The organism is Aerosticca soli (genome assembly GCF_003967035.1).
GTDB lineage: Bacteria > Pseudomonadota > Gammaproteobacteria > Xanthomonadales > Rhodanobacteraceae > Aerosticca > Aerosticca soli.
Genome location: NZ_AP018560.1, coordinates 200043 through 220522, shown reverse-complemented (window position 1 = coordinate 220522; position 20480 = coordinate 200043). Strand labels below are relative to the sequence as shown.

General features: G+C 69.2%; 16 protein-coding genes. 6 read left to right on the top strand and 10 right to left on the bottom strand.

Annotation, left to right across the window (positions count from 1 at the left end; all coding sequences use genetic code 11):
* Positions 1–112: 112 nt before the first annotated feature.
* Genes ALSL_RS00985 through ALSL_RS00970 form a run of 4 tightly spaced genes read right to left on the bottom strand, consistent with a single transcriptional unit; the run spans position 113 to position 7326 of the window.
* Positions 113–3961 carry a glycosyltransferase gene (locus tag ALSL_RS00985; protein WP_126535809.1) on the bottom strand — a complete coding sequence of 1283 codons (3849 nt, stop codon included), beginning with the start codon at positions 3959–3961 and terminating at the stop codon, positions 113–115.
* Complete coding sequence (locus ALSL_RS00980; RefSeq protein ID WP_126535807.1) at positions 3958–5316, bottom strand: ABC transporter ATP-binding protein; 1359 nt, start codon at positions 5314–5316, stop codon at positions 3958–3960. Before ALSL_RS00980 ends, ALSL_RS00985 begins: the two co-directional genes overlap by 4 nt.
* Positions 5306–6112, bottom strand: coding sequence for an ABC transporter permease (locus tag ALSL_RS00975; protein ID WP_126535805.1), 807 nt, complete (start codon positions 6110–6112; stop codon positions 5306–5308). Before ALSL_RS00975 ends, ALSL_RS00980 begins: the two co-directional genes overlap by 11 nt.
* Before the next feature lie 2 nt (positions 6113–6114).
* The gene (locus ALSL_RS00970; RefSeq protein WP_126535803.1) at positions 6115–7326 is read right to left on the bottom strand and encodes a cystathionine gamma-synthase; all 1212 of its coding nucleotides are present in this window, start codon (positions 7324–7326) and stop codon (positions 6115–6117) included.
* Positions 7327–7522: 196 nt separating this feature from the next.
* Between ALSL_RS00970 and rfbB the strand changes: the two genes are divergently transcribed.
* Genes rfbB through ALSL_RS00945 form a run of 5 tightly spaced genes read left to right on the top strand, consistent with a single transcriptional unit; the run spans position 7523 to position 12362 of the window.
* Entirely contained in the window at positions 7523–8572 is a 1050-nt protein-coding gene (rfbB, locus tag ALSL_RS00965; protein ID WP_126535801.1) for a dTDP-glucose 4,6-dehydratase, read from the top strand.
* A complete protein-coding gene (gene rfbA / locus ALSL_RS00960; RefSeq protein ID WP_126535799.1) occupies positions 8569–9459 on the top strand; it encodes a glucose-1-phosphate thymidylyltransferase RfbA in 891 nt (296 codons plus the stop codon). The genes rfbB and rfbA overlap by 4 nt, the downstream gene beginning before the upstream one ends.
* Positions 9456–10013 carry a dTDP-4-dehydrorhamnose 3,5-epimerase gene (rfbC, locus tag ALSL_RS00955; RefSeq protein WP_126535797.1) on the top strand — a complete coding sequence of 186 codons (558 nt, stop codon included), beginning with the start codon at positions 9456–9458 and terminating at the stop codon, positions 10011–10013. Before rfbA ends, rfbC begins: the two co-directional genes overlap by 4 nt.
* Positions 10010–10945 carry a dTDP-4-dehydrorhamnose reductase gene (gene rfbD, locus ALSL_RS00950; protein WP_126535795.1) on the top strand — a complete coding sequence of 312 codons (936 nt, stop codon included), beginning with the start codon at positions 10010–10012 and terminating at the stop codon, positions 10943–10945. The genes rfbC and rfbD overlap by 4 nt, the downstream gene beginning before the upstream one ends.
* 4 nt (positions 10946–10949) lie before the next feature.
* Entirely contained in the window at positions 10950–12362 is a 1413-nt protein-coding gene (locus ALSL_RS00945; protein WP_126535793.1) for a mannose-1-phosphate guanylyltransferase/mannose-6-phosphate isomerase, read from the top strand.
* Between the two features lie 10 nt (positions 12363–12372).
* Here the strand turns inward: ALSL_RS00945 and ALSL_RS00940 are convergent, their stop codons facing one another.
* The 3 genes from ALSL_RS00940 to ALSL_RS00930 are packed head-to-tail and all read right to left on the bottom strand — an operon-like array spanning position 12373 to position 16966.
* Positions 12373–13923, bottom strand: coding sequence for a DHA2 family efflux MFS transporter permease subunit (locus tag ALSL_RS00940; protein ID WP_231700250.1), 1551 nt, complete (start codon positions 13921–13923; stop codon positions 12373–12375).
* 2 nt (positions 13924–13925) lie between these two features.
* Entirely contained in the window at positions 13926–15389 is a 1464-nt protein-coding gene (locus ALSL_RS00935) for an HlyD/EmrA/EmrK family protein (protein ID WP_198410663.1), read from the bottom strand.
* The gene (locus ALSL_RS00930; protein WP_126535791.1) at positions 15386–16966 is read right to left on the bottom strand and encodes an efflux transporter outer membrane subunit; all 1581 of its coding nucleotides are present in this window, start codon (positions 16964–16966) and stop codon (positions 15386–15388) included. The genes ALSL_RS00935 and ALSL_RS00930 overlap by 4 nt, the downstream gene beginning before the upstream one ends.
* 159 nt (positions 16967–17125) lie before the next feature.
* Between ALSL_RS00930 and ALSL_RS00925 the strand changes: the two genes are divergently transcribed.
* Positions 17126–17539: a PaaI family thioesterase gene (locus tag ALSL_RS00925; RefSeq protein ID WP_126535789.1), complete on the top strand. Its 414-nt coding sequence runs from the start codon at positions 17126–17128 to the stop codon at positions 17537–17539.
* A 16-nt stretch (positions 17540–17555) separates the two neighbouring features.
* Here ALSL_RS00925 and queD read toward each other — a convergent pair whose 3' ends face one another.
* The 3 genes from queD to gnd all read right to left on the bottom strand — a co-directional run bounded on the left by queD (position 17556) and on the right by gnd (position 20475).
* Positions 17556–17918, bottom strand: coding sequence for a 6-carboxytetrahydropterin synthase QueD (queD, locus tag ALSL_RS00920; protein ID WP_126535787.1), 363 nt, complete (start codon positions 17916–17918; stop codon positions 17556–17558).
* An 81-nt stretch (positions 17919–17999) separates the two neighbouring features.
* Positions 18000–19451, bottom strand: a complete 1452-nt coding sequence (gene zwf / locus ALSL_RS00915; protein ID WP_126535785.1) for a glucose-6-phosphate dehydrogenase — start codon at positions 19449–19451, stop codon at positions 18000–18002.
* 4 nt (positions 19452–19455) lie between these two features.
* The gene (gene gnd / locus ALSL_RS00910) at positions 19456–20475 is read right to left on the bottom strand and encodes a phosphogluconate dehydrogenase (NAD(+)-dependent, decarboxylating) (protein ID WP_231700313.1); all 1020 of its coding nucleotides are present in this window, start codon (positions 20473–20475) and stop codon (positions 19456–19458) included.
* Between the last annotated feature and the right edge of the window lie 5 nt (positions 20476–20480).

Sequence of the window (20480 nt, the reverse complement as noted above, 5' to 3'; positions counted from 1 at the left end):
CGCCGCGTCCGTGCCCGCCTGCCGCAGACACGCCGCGGCGAACTGCCAGCAAGCGCGGCTGCATGGGCATCAGCAGGCGGTCACCAACGGCCCGCATCTCCGTGGCCGCCCATCAGGCCGCCGGGTCCGCAAGGGTCAGTCCGGCCGCGGCTTCCGTCTGCCGCTCGGCCACGATGTCGAAAAAGTAGCGGCATATTTCCTCGGCCTGCTCGTCGAAGAAGCGGATCCGGTCGGCGTGGGGGTTGCGATGTCCTTCCAGGCGCGTAGGGTCTTCGAGCAGCCGGCCAATGGCGAGGGCCAATTGCGTTCCGTCGTCGCCGAAGGGAATGACGTCGCCGTTCTCACCGCTGACGATGTCCTCGACCACGCCGCCGGCATCCGTGGCAATGACCCACACGTCGCGGACGAGCGCTTCGCGCACGGTCAAGCCGAAGCTCTCCTTCCATTGCGTGGGGAACAGCAGCACGTCGATGCCCTCGAAGAAATCGTCGATGGAGTCCTGCGTATAGGCCGGCACGACCTTGAGCTGCCCCGGGATATCCCACGTCGCGGGATCGACCGAGCGCCGGCCGAGGTTCAGCTCATTGTCGACCAGCTGCAATTCGTAATGCGTGTACGGCAGGCTGCGCAGTGCCTTGCGGATCAGCGGCGCGCCCTTGATCGGCCCTTCGCCGCCCACGAAGCCCATGCGTAGGGGTCTGCCATGCAGTGACGGGCGCCTGATTGCGCGGCGCGGGGGGACGATGCCGTTCTTGTTGACCAGCACGCGTGCCGGGTCGAAGCCGTTGTCCAGGTAGAGCTGCCGGAAGAACTCGCTGGGCGAGAACAGCCGCACCGCGGACCGCAGGATGTCCCGCAGCAGCGCCTGTCGGGTCCGGTTGGCCTTGCGGTCCGGCACGCACGCTGCGCAGATGTCCAGGTCGATCTTGCGCTGGTAGCAGTAGTGCCCCCCCGCGTTCACCATGAACTGCCTTTCGCAGATCCACCAGGCATCGTGCAGCGTCACGGCGAACGGAATCCGCTCGCGGATGCATACCTCGGCGATGCGCGCCCCTATGCCCTGCACGCTGTGCAGGTGCACGATATCCGGGCGGTAGGCATGCAGCGCTTCGAGGAACGGATGGATGGAATGCGGGTTGGCGTATGCATAGGCAGGCGCTCCCTCGTGCGGCAGGCCCATGGCGAATACGTCGCCGGCGGCGGCCCCGTAGCGGACCAGCTCGTAAGGGGGCGCCCTGTCCGTGGACACCGTGGTGAACATGGCGTACTCGACGTCCTCGCGCCGGTTGATGCGCTTCATCATCTCTTCCGCCACGATCGTTGCGCCGCCGAAGCTGCGCGGCGCGAAAAAGATGTTCACTCCCAGCACGCGCAGCTTCGGGCGCCGGCGGTCGCGATACGCCCGGAACACCGGTTCGAGCTGCTCGGCAGCAAGCCGCGGCAGCGTATAATGGGCCATCACGTGCTGGTACGCCCGCTGCGCCATCGATTCGCGCAGTGCGGCATCGTCCACCAGGCTCAGCAGGGCCTTTTCCCAGGCCTGTCCGTCGTCGGCGAGGTAGCCACTCACGCCATCTTCGATCGCGGACCTGAAGGCCGCGCGCGGCGAGCAGACCGACGGCAGGTGCACGATGGACGCTTCGAGGAACTTGATGTTGGACTTCGCGTCGTTGAACGAGGTGTCCTCGAGCGGAGCTATGGCGATGTCGCACGCGGCAAGGCGCCGCAGGTAGGTCTCGTAGTCGCACGTGGGCAGCCGCTCGACCTGCTGCATGACTCCCGCGTATTCGGCCGCAGGCAGGTTGAGCTCGCCCATTACCGTCAGGCGCGCGTTGGGCCGCGCCCTGAGCACCCGCCGTATGGCCCGCGCGGCGACCCTGAAGTCGGCGTCGTGGGCACGGCTGCCCGACCCGTACACGATCCGTACGAGCCCGTCGTCGGCCTTTTCCCTGCGGATGCCGGCGGCCACCCGCAGCGCGGCGCCGTCGAGCGCGTTCTCCACCACGAAAACGGTGGATACGCCCGCCTCGCGCATGGCTTCGGCCACGCCCCGGGTGGAGGCGATGCCCGCGCCGCACTCGAGCAGCGCGGCCCTGTAGAGGGGGATGCCGAACAGGATGCCCTTGTGGGTCTTCTCGTCCAGGTGGCGGAGATTGGTATTGGCGCGGTACTTCTGCTCGTCGAAGATGATGTCGTCCACTTCCCAGAAGGTCGCCAGGCCCAGCGCCTTGGCCTCGCGCATGAGCTGCAACTGGTCGGGGAAGCCCGGGACCCTGTAGAAGATCACCACCGAGTGCGTCTGCAGCAGGCTCCGGCACTTGGCCACGTCGGTCCAACTCACGACGGTGCTGTCGATGCCCAGCTTCTCGAGCATTTGCTGCTTTTGCACCACCCGGTACTGCCGGCATTGCGGCAGGCCCAGTTCCGCGATCATCAGCACGCGCAGATCGAGCCGGTCCAGCGCGGGCAGGGCCTCGGGCAGGACCATCCGCGTCTCGTCCGCGGCAGCGACAATCTGCCCGACGCCCGCGTCCGGGATACCCGCCAGCAGCGCCTTGAATCCGTATTTCCGCGGAGCAGCGACGATCTTCGCTGCCGTCTTCAGTAATCCATTCTGTCTGACCGACGTCAGCGTCAGGCGGACCAGAAAGCCGGCTCTGCGCATTGCCGTGCGCGGCCTGCGCAGCATGGACGCGGCCAAGCGAAGCGGCGCCGTCAGCCTCCAGGAGGAGGAGCTGCGCAGCGCACGCACCTCCTCCTCCAGCCGTCGCCGGCTCTCCTGCAGCGCGGCCATCTCCGCCTGCGCCGGCCTGACGGCGTCGATGGCGGCACGCAACGACTCCATCTTCGCCGACATCTGTTCCAGCGTCGTGGCCATGGCCGTCGTATGGCTGTCGAGAAATTCCTCCAGCTGGGAGCGCACGGTATCGGCCTGCGCGGCCAGCCGTGCCTCCACCTCGCGGGCGACGGTCGCCGCCACCTGGGCGGCCAGCTCCTCGCCCAGCGCTTGCCGGCAGGCCTGGAGCTTGCCTTCGAACGCCTCCGTCAACGCCTGCCGTTCGCACATCCATTGCTGCTGTTGCATTTCGAATGCTTCCTGCTCCGAGTTCAGCGCGTCCAGGAATGCGTGCCGGCTGCCGACGTAGCTGCGCGCCGCCTCTTCCGCGAGCTCCCACCCCTGCCCTTCGGACGCCCGCAGCATCCCCACGAAGAGACGATCGATCAACTCCCGGCTCCCCTCCTCCGGCATCCAGGGTACCTGATGATGCCGCTCGCCGGGGGAGAGGAATTCGTTCACCTGAGGGCGCACGTCCTCCAGCTGCACCGGCCACGGGAGCTCCAGTTCGGCGGACACGCGCCGCATCGCGGCTTCCCAGTCCGTCATCAGCTGGTCGTAGGAAACCACCGCGCGCGGGAAGCCGCGGCTGCCGAGCACGCTTTCCGCGGTGTGCTCCAGCCATGCCAGCCTCGACCGGGCCAGCGCGTGGTCGTTGCGCGACTTCAGCGACCGTGCGACCTCGTCGGGGTGACGCAGCGCGAGCACGCAATGCATCCGCACATCCAGCTGCTCGAAGATGCGCTTCCACAGCGGCAGCAGCCGGCAGATCCGCGGGTCCTTGACCACCCACAGTCGCGACTGGGAGAACTCGGCCCTCAGCAGGTCCACTAGGCGCTCGCGCGCCGAGGACGCCGCAGCCGAGTCCATCCAGTGCTCCGGCAGCGCCCGCAGGTCGTCCCAGTTCCGTCCAAGAGCCCGCAGCAGCTCGTCATGGATGCCGAAGATGCGGGGATCCTCCCAGAACCCCCTCCTGTTCGCCTCGTTGGCCTCCCACAGCGTGCTGCTCAACTGCGCGCCGAGAAGGTTCAGCACGCGCGTCAGCGCCGACGTTCCGCTGCGATGCATCCCCAGCACGAGAATGCCCTTGGGCATGCCCGCATTCGAATCGGCACTCGAGCTCATACGGAAAGTTCGTCGCGTTCAAGCAGCCGCAGCTTCGGCCGCACGCCGAAATTCACCCAGCCGGTGGCCACCCGTCCCTCGTCGGGCATTACCCGAAACATGATTGCGTCGATCAGGCGGTCCAGATAGATCTCGCCTTCCTCCCCGTGCGCCGAAACGCCGGCATTCATGAAGTAAACGCCCGGGGCGAGCGCGGTTCTGAAATGGAAGCGGACCTCGACGTGCTGCCCGGCGGTCACGGCGAGCTCGCTGCCCCCCTGCGGTGCGGTGACCGCGCCGCCCAGCTCCAACCCGCTGACCGTCTTGATGAGCATGCCCAGCCGCACCGCGACCGCGGCTCGCTGGAAGTCCACCTTGTAGGTATACACGTATTCCTCATCCGGCCTGAGGACGTTCACAGTGCGGCCATCCGGGGTTTCGACGTGCGGGTCGACGATGGACGCACCGCGCTGCTCGTAACGCACCGTGCTTTGCGGCCGCAGGCCCTGGTCGAAATAGGCATCGTCCGCCGGTGGGGCGTCGTCGCTACGCATCTCCAGCTCGGCCCGCGGCATTTCAGGGGCACGCATCTCCTCGCGCAGCTGCTGCCGTACCTGGTCCAGCTTCGCTGCCGGCGCATACGCCAGCTTGTGATAGCGCGAGAGGACGTATTTGGGCGTACCGTCCAGCAGCAGCTCACCGTGGTCCAGCAGTACCGCGCGGTCGCACAGTTCCATCACCGCGCCGGCGGAGTGCGACACGAACAGCACCGTCGCCCCGGCATTGCGGATCTCCTCGATGCGGGCGAAGCATTTGCGCTGGAATGCCTCGTCTCCCACGGACAGCGCCTCGTCGACGACCAGGATGTCCGGCGTCACGTTGATCGCCACGGCGAAGGCCAACCTAACCGCCATGCCGCTCGAGTAGCTCTTGACCGGCTGCTCGATGAAGTCTCCGATGTCGGCGAACGCGACGATCTCCGCGAAACGGGCGTCGATCTCCTCGTGAGAAAGACCAAGCACCGTGCCGTTCAGATAGACGTTTTCGCGCCCGGTGAATTCGGGATTGAACCCGGATCCGAGCTCCAGGAGCGCCGCGATGCGGCCGTTCACGTGCACGCTGCCCGTGCTGGGCGAGAGCGTGCCGCAGATCAACTGCAGCAAGGTCGACTTGCCGGAGCCGTTGCGGCCCACGATGCCTACCGTCTCGCCCTTGCGGATGCTGAGGTTGACGTCCCGCAAGGCTTCGAACTCGCGGTACCAGCGATGCCGCGAGTCCGCGGGCGAGAACATCTGCATCAGACGGTGGTGGGGCTTCGCATAGATCGGAAAACTTTTCGAGAGCCCAACCACCTGGATTGCCAGCTCAGAGGACATCCGCAAATCCCCTCTTGGTCGCCATGAACCATGCATAGCCCAGGTACATCAGGACCAGCCCGCCCAGGGTGTAGGCCAGCAGGCCGCTCCAGTCCGGGTATTGACCCCACAGCGCGACCGCACGCGCCTGGTCGATCAGGAAAGTCAGCGGATTGAGGTGGAAGAGTATGCGCGAGTGCTCGGGCAAGGTCTGTACCGGGATCATCGCCGAGGACAGGAAGAGCATGGCCGTGGCCAGTACGCCCGTCACCTGGTTGATGTCCCGCAGGTAAACGCCGAGCGCGGCAAATATCCACGACACACCCAGGCTGAGACATACGAGCGGAACGAACACCACGGGTATGAAGACGATCGTCCAGCTGACCGTGCCTTCCAGCAGCAGGCGCAGCATGATGAAGACCAGCAGGTTGGTGCCCGCCTGGAACAGGGCCGACAACACGATCTGCCAGGGAAATATCTCCAGCGGAAAGACCACTTTCTTGACGAAACCCGGATTGCCGGTGATCAGCGTTGGCGAACGCGACAGGCATTCCGAGAAGAAGCCATGCACGATCAAGCCCACGAAGAGAATGATCGCGAACGGATGGTCGCCTCCAGCCACCTGCGGCCACTTGGACTTCAGGATCACGCCGAAGGCGAAGGTATACACGCACAGCATCAGGAATGGGCTGATCAAGGACCAGGCCAGGCCGAAACTGGCGCCACGATAACGGCCGAGTATGTCGCGCCGCGCCAGCTCGTGCGTCAGCGATCCATATTTCCACAGTGCCGAGAATGGGCCAAACAATCTTTGCATGTTCAAGCAGGTCCTTGTTTTCTTCCAGCGGAATGCGGCTGCTTCGAACCGGCCAATGCGTCCTGCAATTCCGCCCGCAGGTCCGCCACGTCTTCCACGCCTACCGACAGCCTGACCAGCCCGTCGCTGATGCCCAGCCGCTTGCGGTTGGCCGCGGGCACCGACGCATGGGTCATGACGGACGGGTGCTCGATCAGGCTCTCCACGCCGCCGAGCGACTCGGCCAGCGAGAACAGCCGGCAGCGTTCCAGCACGCGGCGCGCCTGCTTCAGGCCGCCCTTCAGCTCGACGCTGACGATGCCGCCGTAGCCGTCCATCTGCCGGCGCGCCAGCGCGTGCTGCGGGTGGCTCTTGAGGCCCGGGTAGATCACTCGCTCCACGGCCGGGTGCGTTTCCAGCCATTGCGCAAGTTCCAGCGCGTTGGCGCAGTGCGCGCGCATCCTCAGGTGCAGCGTCTTGAGACCGCGCAGGGCGAGAAAGGCATCGAACGGGCCGGCGATCGCACCCACCGCGTTCTGCAGGAACGCCATCCGCTCGGCCAGTTCCGCATCACCGGCCACGACGATGCCGCCGACCATGTCGGAATGGCCGTTCAGGTACTTGGTTGCCGAATGCAACACGAGGTCGGCGCCGAGCGCGAGCGGCCGCTGCAGCATCGGCGAGGCGAAGGTGTTGTCCACCACCAGCAGCAAGCCATGCTTCCTGGCGAACGCGGCGACCTTGGCGAGATCGACCAGCTTCAGCATCGGGTTGGTCGGCGTCTCGGCCCAGATCATCCGCGTGTTCGGTTTCAGCGCCGCGCGCAGGGCCTTGCCGTCGTTGAGATCGACGAAGTCGATCTCCAGCCCCGCCGTGCGCCGGCGCACGCGTTCGAACAGGCGGTAGCTGCCGCCGTAGAGATCGTCCATCGCGATCACGTGGCTGCCGGCATCGAGCAGTTCCAGCACCGTGGCCGCCGCGGCCATGCCCGAGGCGAAGGCAAAACCGGCGACGCCGCCTTCCAGGTCGGCCACGCAGCGCTCGTAGGCCGCGCGGGTCGGGTTGCCGGTGCGCGAATACTCATAACCCTTGTGTCGGCCGGGGCTTTCCTGCACGTAGGTGGAGCTGGCGTAGATCGGCGTCATGATCGCGCCGGTGGCCGGGTCCGGCCGCTGGCCGGCATGGATGGCGCGGGTGCCGAGACCTTGGCCGGCGGCGCGCGAGCGGGTTGCCATGGGAGCAGATCCTGTAAGAAGGCTGTGCCGTGAGGCGAGCCGTTCATTCTAGCCAGCGACGCCGGACTTGCCTGAACCATCGGATGCTCGCGTTGCGCATGGCACAATGCGTCCGCTCGTGAGCGGGCCGGCCATGTCTCGTTGAGACTCAGGCCGAACCGATGACGCAAACGCAAGTCAAGGATGTCTCATACGCATGAAAACCCTGCTCGTCACCGGCGGCGCCGGCTTCATCGGTGCCAATTTCGTGCTGCAGGCCGTGGCCGACGGGCTGCGCGTGGTCAATCTCGACAAGCTCACCTACGCCGGCAATCCCGACACCCTGGCGCCGCTCGCGGACGAGCCAAGGCACGTGTTCGTGCAGGGCGACATCGGCGATCGCGCGCTGGTTGCCCGGCTGCTTGCCGAGCACCGCCCGCAGGCCATCGTCAACTTCGCGGCCGAGTCGCACGTGGACCGCTCCATCGACGGTCCGGCCGCGTTCGTGGAAACCAACGTGGTCGGCACGCTGGCCTTGCTGGAGTGCGCGCGCGACTACTGGCGCGGCCTCGACGGCCCCGCGCGCGGGGCCTTCCGCTTCCTGCACGTGTCCACCGACGAGGTCTACGGCTCGCTGGGCGCGGAGGGCAGGTTCAGCGAGACCACGCCCTACGCGCCGAACTCGCCCTACTCGGCCTCCAAGGCGGCCTCCGATCATCTGGTGCGCGCCTTCCACCACACCTACGGCCTGCCCACGCTGACCACCAACTGCTCCAACAACTACGGGCCGTACCAGTTCCCGGAAAAACTGATCCCGCTCACCATCCAGAAGGCGCTCGCCGGCGAGCCGCTGCCGGTCTACGGCGACGGCCGCAACGTGCGCGACTGGCTGTACGTGGGCGATCACTGCGCGGCGATCCGCCGCGTGCTGGAGGCCGGCCGCGTGGGCGAGACCTACAACGTCGGCGGCAATGCCGAGCGCGAGAACATCGCGGTGGTGAAGACGATCTGCGCGCTGCTCGACGAGCGCCGGCCGCGGTCGGACGGTCGCCCGCACGACTCGCTCATCACCTTCGTCAAGGATCGCCCCGGCCACGACCGCCGCTACGCCATCGACTCGGGCAAGCTGCAGCGCGAGCTGGGCTGGCGGCCCACGCAGACCTTCGAGAGCGGCCTCGCGCGGACGGTGGACTGGTACCTCGCCCACCAGCATTGGGTGAACCGCGTGCTGGACGGCAGCTACCGGCTGGAGCGGCTGGGCACATGAGCGACGCACGCAGGGGCATCATCCTCGCCGGCGGCGCCGGCACCCGGCTCTACCCGATCACCCAGGCGGTGAGCAAGCAGCTGCTGCCGGTGTACGACAAGCCGATGATCTTCTATCCGCTGGCCACCCTGATGCTGGCCGGCATCCGCGAGATCCTCATCATCAACACGCCGCACGAGCAGGCCTTGTTCCAGCGCTTGCTCGGCGACGGCGCGCAATGGGGCATCGCCATTCGTTACGCGGTGCAGCCCTCGCCGGATGGCCTTGCGCAGGCGTTCCTGATCGGCCGCGAGTTTCTCGGCGGCCGCCCGAGCTGCCTGGTGCTGGGCGACAACATCTTCCACGGCCACGGCCTCACCGACAGCCTGCGCCGCGCCTCGGCGCGCACGCATGGCGCCACCGTGTTCGGCTACTGGGTGAAGGATCCGGAACGCTACGGCGTGGCCGAATTCGACGCCGCCGGCCGCGTGGTCGGGCTGGAGGAAAAACCCGCCCGGCCGAAGTCGCACTACGCGGTGACCGGCCTGTACTTCTACGACGGCCGCGTCTGTGACTTCGCCGCCGCGCTCACTCCATCGCCGCGCGGGGAGCTGGAAATCACCGATCTCAACCGGCGCTATCTCGACGATGGCTCGCTGCATCTGGAACGGCTCGGTCGCGGCTATGCCTGGCTCGACACCGGCACACACGAGTCGCTGATGGAAGCGGGCAACTTCATCCAGACCATCGAGAACCGCCAGGGCCTCAAGGTGTGCTGCCCGGAAGAAATCGCCTTCCAGCAGGGCTGGATCGACGCCGAGCAGCTGTTGCGCCTGGCCGCGCCACTGGCCAAGACCGGCTACGGCGCCTACCTGCGCGCACTCGTCGAGCAGGGGCCGGCGCGATGAAAGTCACCGACACCGCATTGCCCGGCGTCAAGCTGATCGAGCCCAAGGTGTTCGGCGACGCCCGCGGGTTCTTCTACGAGAGCTACCACGCCGGCAAGTTCCGCGACGCCGGCATCGTGCGCGACTTCGTGCAGACCAACGTCTCGCGCTCATCCGGCGGCGTGCTGCGCGGCCTGCATTACCAGTGGCCCAATCCGCAGGGCAAGCTGGTCAGCGTGCTGGAAGGCGAAGTCTACGACGTCGCCGTGGACATCCGCCGCGGCTCGCCCACCTTCGGGCGCTGGGTCGGCGTCATGCTGACCGGCGACAACCACCGCCACCTGTGGATTCCGGAAGGCTACGCGCACGGCTTCTGCGTGGTCTCCGAGCATGCGCTGTTCACCTACCAGTGCACCGCGCTCTACGACGCCGCCGCCGACGCGGCGATCCGCTGGAACGACGCCGCGCTTGCCATCGACTGGCCGGTCGCCGCGCCCAATCTGTCGCCCAAGGACGCGCAGGCGCCCTTCCTCGCCGAGGTGCCGGCCGAGCGGCTGCCCGTGTTCGCGCCATGAAAATCCTGCTGCTCGGCGCCAACGGCCAGCTCGGCCGCGCCTTCGTCGAGCACGGCGGGCTGGCCGCACGCGGCGAGCTCGTCACCGCCAGCCGCGACGGCCGGCGCTTCGACGGCGCGCGCATCGAGGTGGCCGATCTCGCCCAGCCGCACACGCTGCCGGCGCTGCTCGACCGCCTGCAGCCACGGCTCATCGTCAACGCCGCCGCCTATACCGCAGTCGATCGCGCCGAGCAGGAGGAAGCCCTCGCCACCCGCGTCAACGGCGAGGCCGTCGGCGTGCTCGGCGCCTGGGCGGCCGCGCACGGCGCGCGCGTGCTGCACTACTCCACCGACTATGTATTCGACGGCCGTGCACATGCGCCGTATCCGGTCGATGCGCCGACGGCGCCGCTCGGCGCCTACGGACGCAGCAAGCTCGCCGGCGAAATCGCGCTGCGCGAAAGCGGCGCCGCGCATCTCATCCTGCGCACGGCGTGGGTCTACGCCCCGCACGGGCACAACTTCCTGCGCACCATGCTGCGCCTGGCCGCCGAGCGCGACGAGCTGCGCGTGGTCGCCGACCAGTTCGGCGCGCCGACCAGCACCGCGCTGATCGTGCGCGGCACGCTCGCCGCGCTGGATGCCTGGGTCGCGGCAACACCGGCACGGCGCGCGGCGCTCGCCGGCACGCACCACCTGGTGAGCAGCGGCCACACCACCTGGCACGGCTTCGCCGAGGCCATCGTGGCCGAGGCCATGGCGCGGGGCCTGCTGCCGCGCGCACCCCGCGTCAGCGCGATCCGTACCCGCGACTTCCCGACGCCGGCGCGCCGGCCGGCCTGGTCGGTGCTGGACAACGGCGGCTTCGTCGAACGCTTCGACCTGCCGCTGCCGGATTGGCGCGAGGAGCTGCCGGCGGTGCTGACGCGCCTGGCCGATCCGGTATCCTAAGCGCATGTTGACGCCCCTCGTCCTCAGCGGCGGCAGCGGCACCCGGCTGTGGCCGGTGTCGCGCCGCAACCTGCCCAAGCAGTTCCTGTGCCTCAAGGGCGAGCGCACGCTGTTCCAGCAGACCGTCGCGCGCGCCCGGCGCCTGCCCGATGCCGCCGCGCCCATCGTGGTCGCCAGCGAGGACCATCGCTTCCTCGCCGCCGAGCAATTGCAGGAGGCCGGCGTCGCCGACGCCGCCATCGTGCTCGAGCCGCTGGCGCGCAACACCGCGCCGGCGATCGCGCTGGGCGCGCTGGAGGCGCTCGCGCGTGATGCCGAGGCGCTGCTGCTGGTGTTGCCGGCCGATCACCTCATCACCCGGCCGCAGGCCTTCGCCGATGCCGTGGCGCGGGCGCTGCCCAGCGCGCGCGAGGGCTGGCTGGTGACCTTCGGCATCCGCCCGGACCGGCCCGAGACCGGCTTCGGCTACATCCGCCGCGGGGCGGCGATCGGCGAAGGCGTGTACCGCGTCGAGCGCTTCGTCGAGAAGCCGGACCTCGCCACCGCGCGCGGCTACCTCGCCGACGGCGGCTACGACTGGAACTCGGGCATGTTCCTGTTCCGCGCGGCGCGTTATCTGGAGGAACTCGGCCAGCACGCGCCGGCGATGCTGGAGGCGGTGCGCGCGGCGCACGCGCAGGCGCGCCGCGACCTCGACTTCATCCGCATCGACAAGGATGCCTTCGCCCGCGTGCCGGAGGATTCGATCGACTACGCGGTGATGGAAAAGACCGCGCGCGCGGCGGTGGTGCCGGTCGATTGCGGCTGGAGCGACATCGGCTCGTGGTCGGCGCTATGGCAGGCCGGCGAGCGCGACGCGCAGGGCAACCTGCGCGAGGGCGACACCCTGGCGATCGACACCCACGACTGCCTGCTGCGCTCGCACGAGCACCACCTGATCGCCGCGGTGGGCGTGCGCGACCTGGTCGTGGTCGGCACGCCCGATGCCACCCTGGTCGCGCATCGCGATGCGGCGCAGGAGGTCAAGCGCATCGTCGACGAACTCAAGTCGCGCGGGCGCAGCGAGCACCTCATCCATCGCAAGGTGTACCGGCCGTGGGGCAGCTACGATGCGATCGACGCCGGCCCGCGCTTCCAGGTCAAGCGCATCGTGGTCAAGCCCGGCGCCAGCCTGAGCCTGCAGAAGCATCACCATCGCGCCGAGCACTGGGTGGTGGTGTCGGGCACCGCCGAGGTGACCCGCGGCGAGGAGGTCTTCCTGCTCGGCGAGAATCAGAGCACCTACATTCCGCTGGGCAGCGTGCACCGGCTGCGCAACCCCGGCAAGGTGCCGCTGGAGCTCATCGAGGTGCAGTCGGGCGGCTATCTCGGCGAGGACGACATCGTGCGGCTGGACGACGTCTACGGACGCCGCTGAGGGGATTCCTTCACCCCATGGCCTGCGAGCTGCCCGCGAAGGGCGGCTTGGCGAACCAGATCAGGCCGGTGATCGCCACGAAGATGACGCCGTAGAGCCAGAAGATGTCGTTGGCGGCGAGCGTGGCGGCCTGCGCATTGACCACCTGGTTCAGCGCGGCGTAGCGCGAGGGTTCCGGCAGGCCGGTGTGGCCGAGCAGCTGCAGGTAGTGCTCGGTGGGGCGATCGCCGACCTGCGTGTGCTCGGCGAGCATGGCATGGTGGAAGGTGCTGCGATGGTCGTAGAGCGTGGTGCTGACCGCGGTGGCCACGCTGCTGGCCAGGGTGCGGAAGAAATTGGACAGCCCCGAGGCGCTGGCCACGTCCTTGTCGGCCAGCCCGGCCAGGATGATCTGGTTCACCGGCACGAAGAACAGCGCGATGCCGGCGCCCATCACCAGGCGCTGCAGCGCGATCTCGCGGTAAGGCGCCTCGGTGTTGAGCGAGGCCATCCAGAACGAGCAGCCGGCGAAGATGACGAAGCCGACGGTGTTGAGCAGGCGCAGGTCGAAGCGGTTCTGCACCATGCCGATGATCGGCGACATCACGATGGCCAGCACGCCGATCGGCGCCACCGCGTAGCCGGCCCAGGTGGCGTTGTACTGCATCACCTGCTGCAGCCAGCTCGGCAACACCACCACGCCGCCGAAGAAGGCGAACATGCCCAGCGACAGGCAGGTCACGCCGACCACGAAGTTGCGTCGGCCGAGCAGGCGCAGGTTGACCACCGGATTGCGCTGGAACAGCTCCCACACCACCAGGAAGCTGATGCACACCAGCGCGACGACGCCGAGCGTGGTGATGAGGTGCGAGGAAAACCAGTCCTTCTCGTTGCCCTTGTCCAGCATGAACTGCAGCGAGCCCACGCCGACCGCGAGCAGGCCCAGGCCGATCGCGTCCACCGGCACCTTGACCGTGCGCGTCTCGCGGTCGCGCAGCAGGCCGAACACCACGAACAGCGTGAAGATGCCGACCGGCACGTTGATGAAGAAGATCCACGGCCAGGCGTAGTTGTCGGTGATCCAGCCGCCGAGGATGGGCCCGAAGATCGGCGCCACCACCACCATCATCGCCCACAGCGCGAGCGCGATGGTGCGCCGCTTGGGCGGATAGTTGGCCAAGAGCAGGGTCTGCGAGAGCGGCACCAGCGGCCCGGACACCGCGCCCTGGCAGAGCCGGAACACGATCAGCATGGTCATGCTGGGCGCCAGCCCGCAGGCCACCGAGAAGACGATGAACAGCAGCACCGAAAAAGCGAAGGTGCGTACCTCGCCGAAGCGTTGCGCGATCCAGCCGGTGAGCGGCTGCATGATCGCGCTGGCCAGCGAATACGCGCTGATCGCCATGGTGCCCTCGGTGTAGCTGACGCCGAGGTTGCCGGCGATGGTGCGCACGGCCACGTTGACGATGGAAAGGTCCAGCACCTCCATGAAGGTGGCGAAGGCGACGCCGGCGGTGAGCAGTACCAGCGGCACGCCCTTGAGCGGCGGCTTGCCCTCGCCGACGGTGAATACCCGGGCCACGTTCAGTGCGCCTTGGCCGGCACCGGCCCGGAGGCCGGCGCGTCGGCGTCCGGCATCACCAGGTTGGCGCGGATGATCGCCTCGGCGGCGGCATCGGCGTTGCGCAGCTCGCGCTCGTACACCGCCGTGGCCATCAGCGGTTGCTCGCGTGCCGTCGGCGCCAGTACCGGCCCGCTGCGATCGGCCGTGTCGACGGTGGCGGTGGTGGACAGGCCGATCCTGAGCGGATGCTGGCGCAGCTCGGACGCATCCAGCGAGACGCGCACCGGCAGGCGCTGCACCACCTTGATCCAGTTGCCGGTCGCGTTCTCCGGCGGCAGCAGCGAGAACGCGCTGCCGGTGCCGGGGGACAGCCCGACCACCTTGCCGTGATAGGTGATGTCGCTGTCGATGTCGGCCACCACCTCGACGGGCTGGCCGATGCGCAGATGGGCGAGCTGGGTTTCCTTGAAGTTGGCGTCCACCCACAAGCGGTCGAGCGGCACCACGGTGAGCAGGGTCTGCCCCGGCTGCACCTGCTGGCCGACCTCGACCTGGCGCCGCGCGGCATATCCCTCGATCGGCGCGACGATGGCGTTGCGCTGGTCATCCACCCAGGCCTGGCGGTATTGCGCGCGGGCCTGCTGCACCGCCGGCTGTTCGCGCACGCGGGTGCCGTCGACCAGCACGTGCGAGGCGATCGACTGGCGCTCGGCCTGGCGCAGCGCGGCGCGTGCCGATTCGAGCTGGCGCCGCGCGGTGTCCAGCTCCTCCGGCGCGATGGCGTGCTTGGCGAGCAGCGGGCGCCGGCGTTCGTAGTCGGCCAGCGCACGGGCGTAGTCGGCCTGCCGCTGCGCCACGCTGGCGTCGGTGAGCGAGGCCTGCGCCACCGCCTGCTGGGCCTGGCGCACCGCCTGCGCGAGCTGGCCGGCCGCCTGCGCCAGCCGCGTGCGCGCGTCCACCGGGTCGAGCCGCACCAGCACCTGCCCCGCGTGCACGCGGTCGGTATCGTCCACCGCGACCTCGACCACGGTGCCGGCGACGCGCGCGGTGATCGCCACCTGATGGCCCTGCACGTAGGCATCGTCGGTACTCGCGTAGCGGCGCATCACCAGGAGGTAATAGAGCAGCCAGGCGGCGCCGGCGAGCACGAACACCGCGGCCAGGATGAGGAGCAGCCGGTTGCGCTTGCGCGTGTCGGCGTCTTCGTCGTGCCCGTCATTCCCGCCCTGCTTGGCGCTGTCGCGGTCGTCGGCGCCGGCCTGGCCCTGCGCATCCTGCGGGCCTTGCCGATCGTCTGGCCGGCGCCCGTCGGCCGGCTCGCCGGCATCCGCTCCGCCCGCAGGCGCGTTGCCGGCCGGGGCATCGCCCGCATCCCCGGTGCCGGGCGGACAGGCGGCGCCGTACTTGTAGCGATACTTGTACTCGTACTTGTAGGGCCTGGCGGCACCGTCGTGACTGGCGGGGGTCTCTCCCGGCGCGTTCATGGCGTGCGGTCCTTTGAAGGGGTGGGGGCGCCCCGCGCGATCGCGCCGACATCCGGCACGTCGGCCTGATAGCCGCCGCCCAGGGCATGGATCAGGGCGAGCCGGGTGCGCAGGAGCTGGGCTTCGAGATCGAGCGCGCCGGCGAGCTGCTGGTCGAGCTGCATGTGCTCGCGCAGCGACTGGCGCGGATCGGCCACGCCGCTGCGGGTGCGCTGCTCGACCCGGGCCAGGCGGTCCCGGGCCGCGGCCACCATGCGGCCCTGGGCCTCGCGTTCGCGGTCGAGCTGGCCCAGGGTGAGCACCTGCTGGGCGACGTCCTGCGCCGCCTGCACCACGCTCGCGTTGTAGGCGGCGATGGCCGCCTCCAGCTCGGCGCGCCGGCCTTCGTACTGGGCGGTGAGGCGGCCGCCGTCGAGCAGCGGCAGGCTGATCGACGGTCCGAAGTTGAACAGCGCCAGGTGCGCATGGCCGCCGTCGGTGGGATTGGTGCCGAGATAGGCGCCGAGCGCGGTGAGGCGGATGTCCGGATAGAACGCCGCGCGGGCGGCATCGACGTTGCGCGCCGCCGCCTCGATGCGCCAGCGGTTGGCGACCAGGTCCGGCCGCCGCGCGATCAGCGCCAGGCTGGCGTCCGCGGGCAGGGCGCCGCTCGAGGGCGGCAGCGGCCGCGCCGTGAGCGGCCCGAGTTCCGCCACCGAGACGCCCACCAGCGCGGCGAGCTGGGCCTCGCCCAGCCGTGCCTGGCCTTCGAGCCGGGCCAGTTGCTGGCTGGCGGAGGCCAGCTGCGAGCGGGCATCGTCGAGGCTGGTCGGATCGTCCACGCCGGCGCCGACCCGCGCCTCGACGATGGCCAGGTTGGCGGCGGCAAGATCGCGATCACGCCGCGCGATGTCCAGCATCGCCGCGTTGGCCTGCCAGGCGTAGTAACTGGCAGCCAGGTTGTATTGCAGCGAGGTCGCCGCCGCCGCGCGCTCGGCCTCGCTGGCGCGGGCCTGGCCGACGGCGGCCGCGAGCGAGGCGCGCAGCTTGCCGAAGGCGTCCAGATCCCAGCTGGCCAGGGCGCCGCCGCCGAAGCTGTTGCTCCAGCCGGAAGGCAGCAGGCGGCTGCCCAGGCCGCTGAGTTCGTCGTTGGCGGCCTGGCCGGCGGCGCCGGGCAATGCGCCGGCCGGCACCGAGGGACTGGGCACGTGCGGATGCGCATAGCCGTGGGTGCCCTCCAGCATGGCCTGCACCTGCGGATTGAGCTGCGCACGGGCCTGCTCGACCATGGTCTGCGCCTGCCGATAGCGCGCCTCGGCCTCGGCCAGGGTGGGCGAGCCGGCCATCGCGCGATCCATCAGGCGATCCAGCTGCGGGTCGCCGAACGCCTGCCACCACGCCTGCGCCGGCCAGCCGGCGCGTCCGCTGGGCAGTCCGGCGAGCGGCACCTCCTCGCGCGGGGTGAATGCGGTCGGCCGCGGCGCCGGCGCCCGGCAGCCGGCCAGCACGAGCAGACCGGCGAGCGCGAGCCGGCCGCATAGCCGGCCGGTCGGGCGCAGGAAGCTCTGTCCGGCCGGGCCGGGGCGTTCAGCGGTCATGCCAGGTCTCGTTGCGAGGCTTCGAAGGGTGACGGTCAGCGCAGGTCATCCAAGGCGGGCGATTGCAGCGGCTGGCCAGTCAAGCCGATGTGGAGGAGATGAACACGGCCGCGCGCGCATGTCACCATCGTCAGCCCCAGGCCACGTAGGAATTTTTCCATGAACCTCGCCGTCACCGTCGCCGAAATCAGGCATTTCCTGCGCGAGCAGTTTCCGCAGACTTCGATCGAGGTCGAGAGCGTGGACGCCCAGGGCGCCTGGGTGCGCCAGGCGATCGGTCATGCGCACCTGCGTCCCGGCGGCACGGTTTCCGGCCCGACGATGATGGCCACGGCGGACTGCGCCGCCTATGTGGTGCTGCTGTCGCGGATCGGGCTGGTGCCGCTGGCCGTCACCACCCAGCTCAGCATCAACTTCCTGCGCAAGCCGGCGGCCGACCGCGACATCCGCGCGCACGCCAGCCTGCTCAAGCTCGGCAAGCGGCTGGCGGTCGCGGAGATCCGCCTGTATTCGGAAGGCGGCGAGGCGCCGGTCGCGCACGCGGTGGCCACCTACGCCATCCCGCCGCGCTGAGCGCGGGGCTTGACCGTCAGCCGCGCGGGCCGCGATAGCTCGCGCCGGCGGTGCAGGTTTCCCGCACCACGACCTCGTCGAGCCCGGGCACGCGCGGGGCAAGGCGCTCGTAGATCCAGCGCGCGAGCGTCTCGCTGGTCGGGTTCTCGAGGCCCTCGATATCGTTGAGGTAGCGATGGTCGAGCTGCTCGAAGAGCGGCTGGAAGGCGGCCTTGAGCTCGGCGAAATCCATGATCCAGCCGAGCGTGGGATCGGGCTCGCCGGCCACGTGCAGCTCGATGTGGAAGGAATGCCCATGCAGGCGCGCGCACTTGTGCCCGGCGGGCACGTGCGGCAGACGATGGGCGGCCTCGATCTGGAAACTCTTGAAGATGCGCATGGGCGGCCATTGTAGCCGCGCGCCCGCGCCAGCCATGAGGACGGAAAACCAAGGCTGGCGCCGAAGGACGCGCCCTGCCCTTCAGTCGTCCTCGTCGGCCGGCAGCGCGATGGGTCGCCAGCTCTGGCCGGCATCGAGCAGCCGGCTCTGCGTGGTCGGCCCTTCCGAACCGGCGGCGTAGTAGTCCGGCATGCCGGTTTGCCAGTCCTTGAGCACCGGCTCGAGGACGCGCCAGCTCCATTCCACCTCGTCGAAACGCAGAAAGTACGAGCGGTCGCCGCTCAGGGCGTCGAGCAGGAGTTGCTCGTAGGCGGAAAACTCCTGCTCGTCCTCCTTGAAGTAGGGCGCGCTCAGGGTCACCTGGTGGCTGTTGAGGGTCAGCCCCGGCTGCTTGGCGTTGGCCAGCAGGTGCATGCTCTCGTCGGGCTTCATGCGAAAGATCATCCAGTTGTTGTCGACCCGCATGCCGCCGGGCAGCGCGCCCGGCACCGCATGGAACTGGACGGCGATTTCCGAGGTGTCGCTGGCCAGGCGCTTGCCGCTGCGCAGGTAGAACGGCACGCCCTGCCAGCGCCAGTTGTCGATCTCCAGCCGCAGCGCGGCGAAGGTCTCGGTGCGCGAGTCGGGCGCCACCCCGGGCTCGTTGCAATAGCCGGCCAGTTTCTTGCGCCCGCAGCGACCGGCACGGTATTGGCCGCGCACCGCGTAGCGGTCGAGCTGGTGCGGATCGATGGGCACCACCGAACGCAGCACCTCGACCTTGTGGTTGCGCAGCACGTCGGCATCGTCCCAGGTCGCCGGCGGCTCGATCGCGACCAGGCTGAAGAGCTGCATCAGGTGGTTCTGCAGCATGTCGCGCAGCGCGCCGATGTGGTCGTAATAGGCGGCGCGCTTTTCCACGCCCAGCGTCTCGGCATAGGTGATCTGCACCTGGGCGATGTGCCGCGCATTCCACACCGGCTCCAGAAAGCGGTTGGCGAAGCGGAACACCATCAGGTTCTGCGTCGCCTCCTTGCCGAGGAAGTGGTCGATGCGCAGGATCTGCGCCTCGTCCCAGTGCTCGTGCATCTGCTCGCGCAGCTGCTGCGCGGAGGCCAGATCGGTGCCGAAGGGTTTCTCCACCACCAGCCGGCGCCAGCCGCCACGCGGTTCCTTGGCGAAACCCGCCTCGCCGAGCGCCTGCGCGGCAGGCCCGAACAAGGGCGGCGGCAGGGCGAGATAGAACAGCGCGGCCGGGGCGAGACGGTCCTTGAGCCGCCCGAGGTCCGGCGGCGTCAACTGGCCGCCGAGGTAATCGAGCTGCTGGGCGAAGGCCGTCCAGTCCCGGGGCGCATAGTCGGCGGCGAAGTTCTTGAGCGCCTCGTGGATGTGCTGCTCGAAGCGCTCGCGGCTCCAGTCCTCCACCGCGTAACCGATGATCTTGAGGCCGGGCGTAAGCCCCAGCCGGTGCAGGCGGTAGAGCGCCGGCATCAGCAGGCGCTGGGTGAGATCGCCGGTGGCCCCCAGGATGACCAGCGTGGCTTGATTCGGCATGAGGTCAGCCTCCGGCGGGTTTTTCTTCGTGCCCGCCGAAGGCGTGGCGCATCGCCGACATCAGCTTGTCGGCATAGACGTCGTTGCCGCGCGAGGCGAAACGGCTGAAGAGCGCCGAGGTGAGCACCGGCGCCGGCACGCCTTCCTCGATCGCCGCCATCGCGGTCCAGCGGCCCTCGCCGGAATCGGACACCTGGCCGCTGTAGCGGGCGAGGCTGGCGTCGGCCGCGAGCTCGATCGCGGTGAGGTCGAGCAGCCAGGAGCCGATCACGCTGCCGCGCCGCCACAGCTCGACCACGTCGGCGAGCGGGAAGTCGTACTGGTAATGCTCCGGATGTTCCAGCGGCGCGGTCTCGGCGTCGGCCGCGCGCTGCTCGCGGCCCACGTTGGCGCAATGCAGGATGTTGAGCCCCTCGGCATAGGCGGCCATCAGCCCGTATTCGATGCCGTTGTGGACCATCTTGACGAAGTGCCCGGCACCATTGGGCCCGCAATGCAGGTAGCCGTGCTCGGCGGGCGTGGGCTCGCCCTGACGGCCGGGCGAGCGCGGCGCCGCGGCCACACCCGGGGCAAGCGCGGCGAAGGCCGGCTCGAGATGGCGATAGGCCTCGACCGGTCCGCCGATCATCTGGCAGTAGCCGCGATCCTTGCCCCACACCCCGCCGCTGACCCCGACGTCCACGTACAGCACGCCGCGCTGCTGGAGCCGGCGCGCCCGGCGCAGGTCGTCCACGTAGTGCGAATTGCCGCCGTCGATCAGCATGTCGCCAGCGGCGAGCTGCGGCAGCAGCTCGTCGAGCACGGCATCGACCACCGCGGTGGGCAGCATCAGCCAGATCGCGCGGGGCGATGCCAGCTTGGCCACCAGGTCCGGCAGGGAATCGGCGGTGTCGGCGCCGTCGCCGGCGGCGGCCTCGCGCGCCTCGGCGCGGGTGTCATAGGCCACGCAGCGCACGCCGGCGCGCTGCAGGCGCCGGACCATGTTGAGGCCCATGCGCCCCAGACCCACGAAGCCCAGTTGCAATCCCT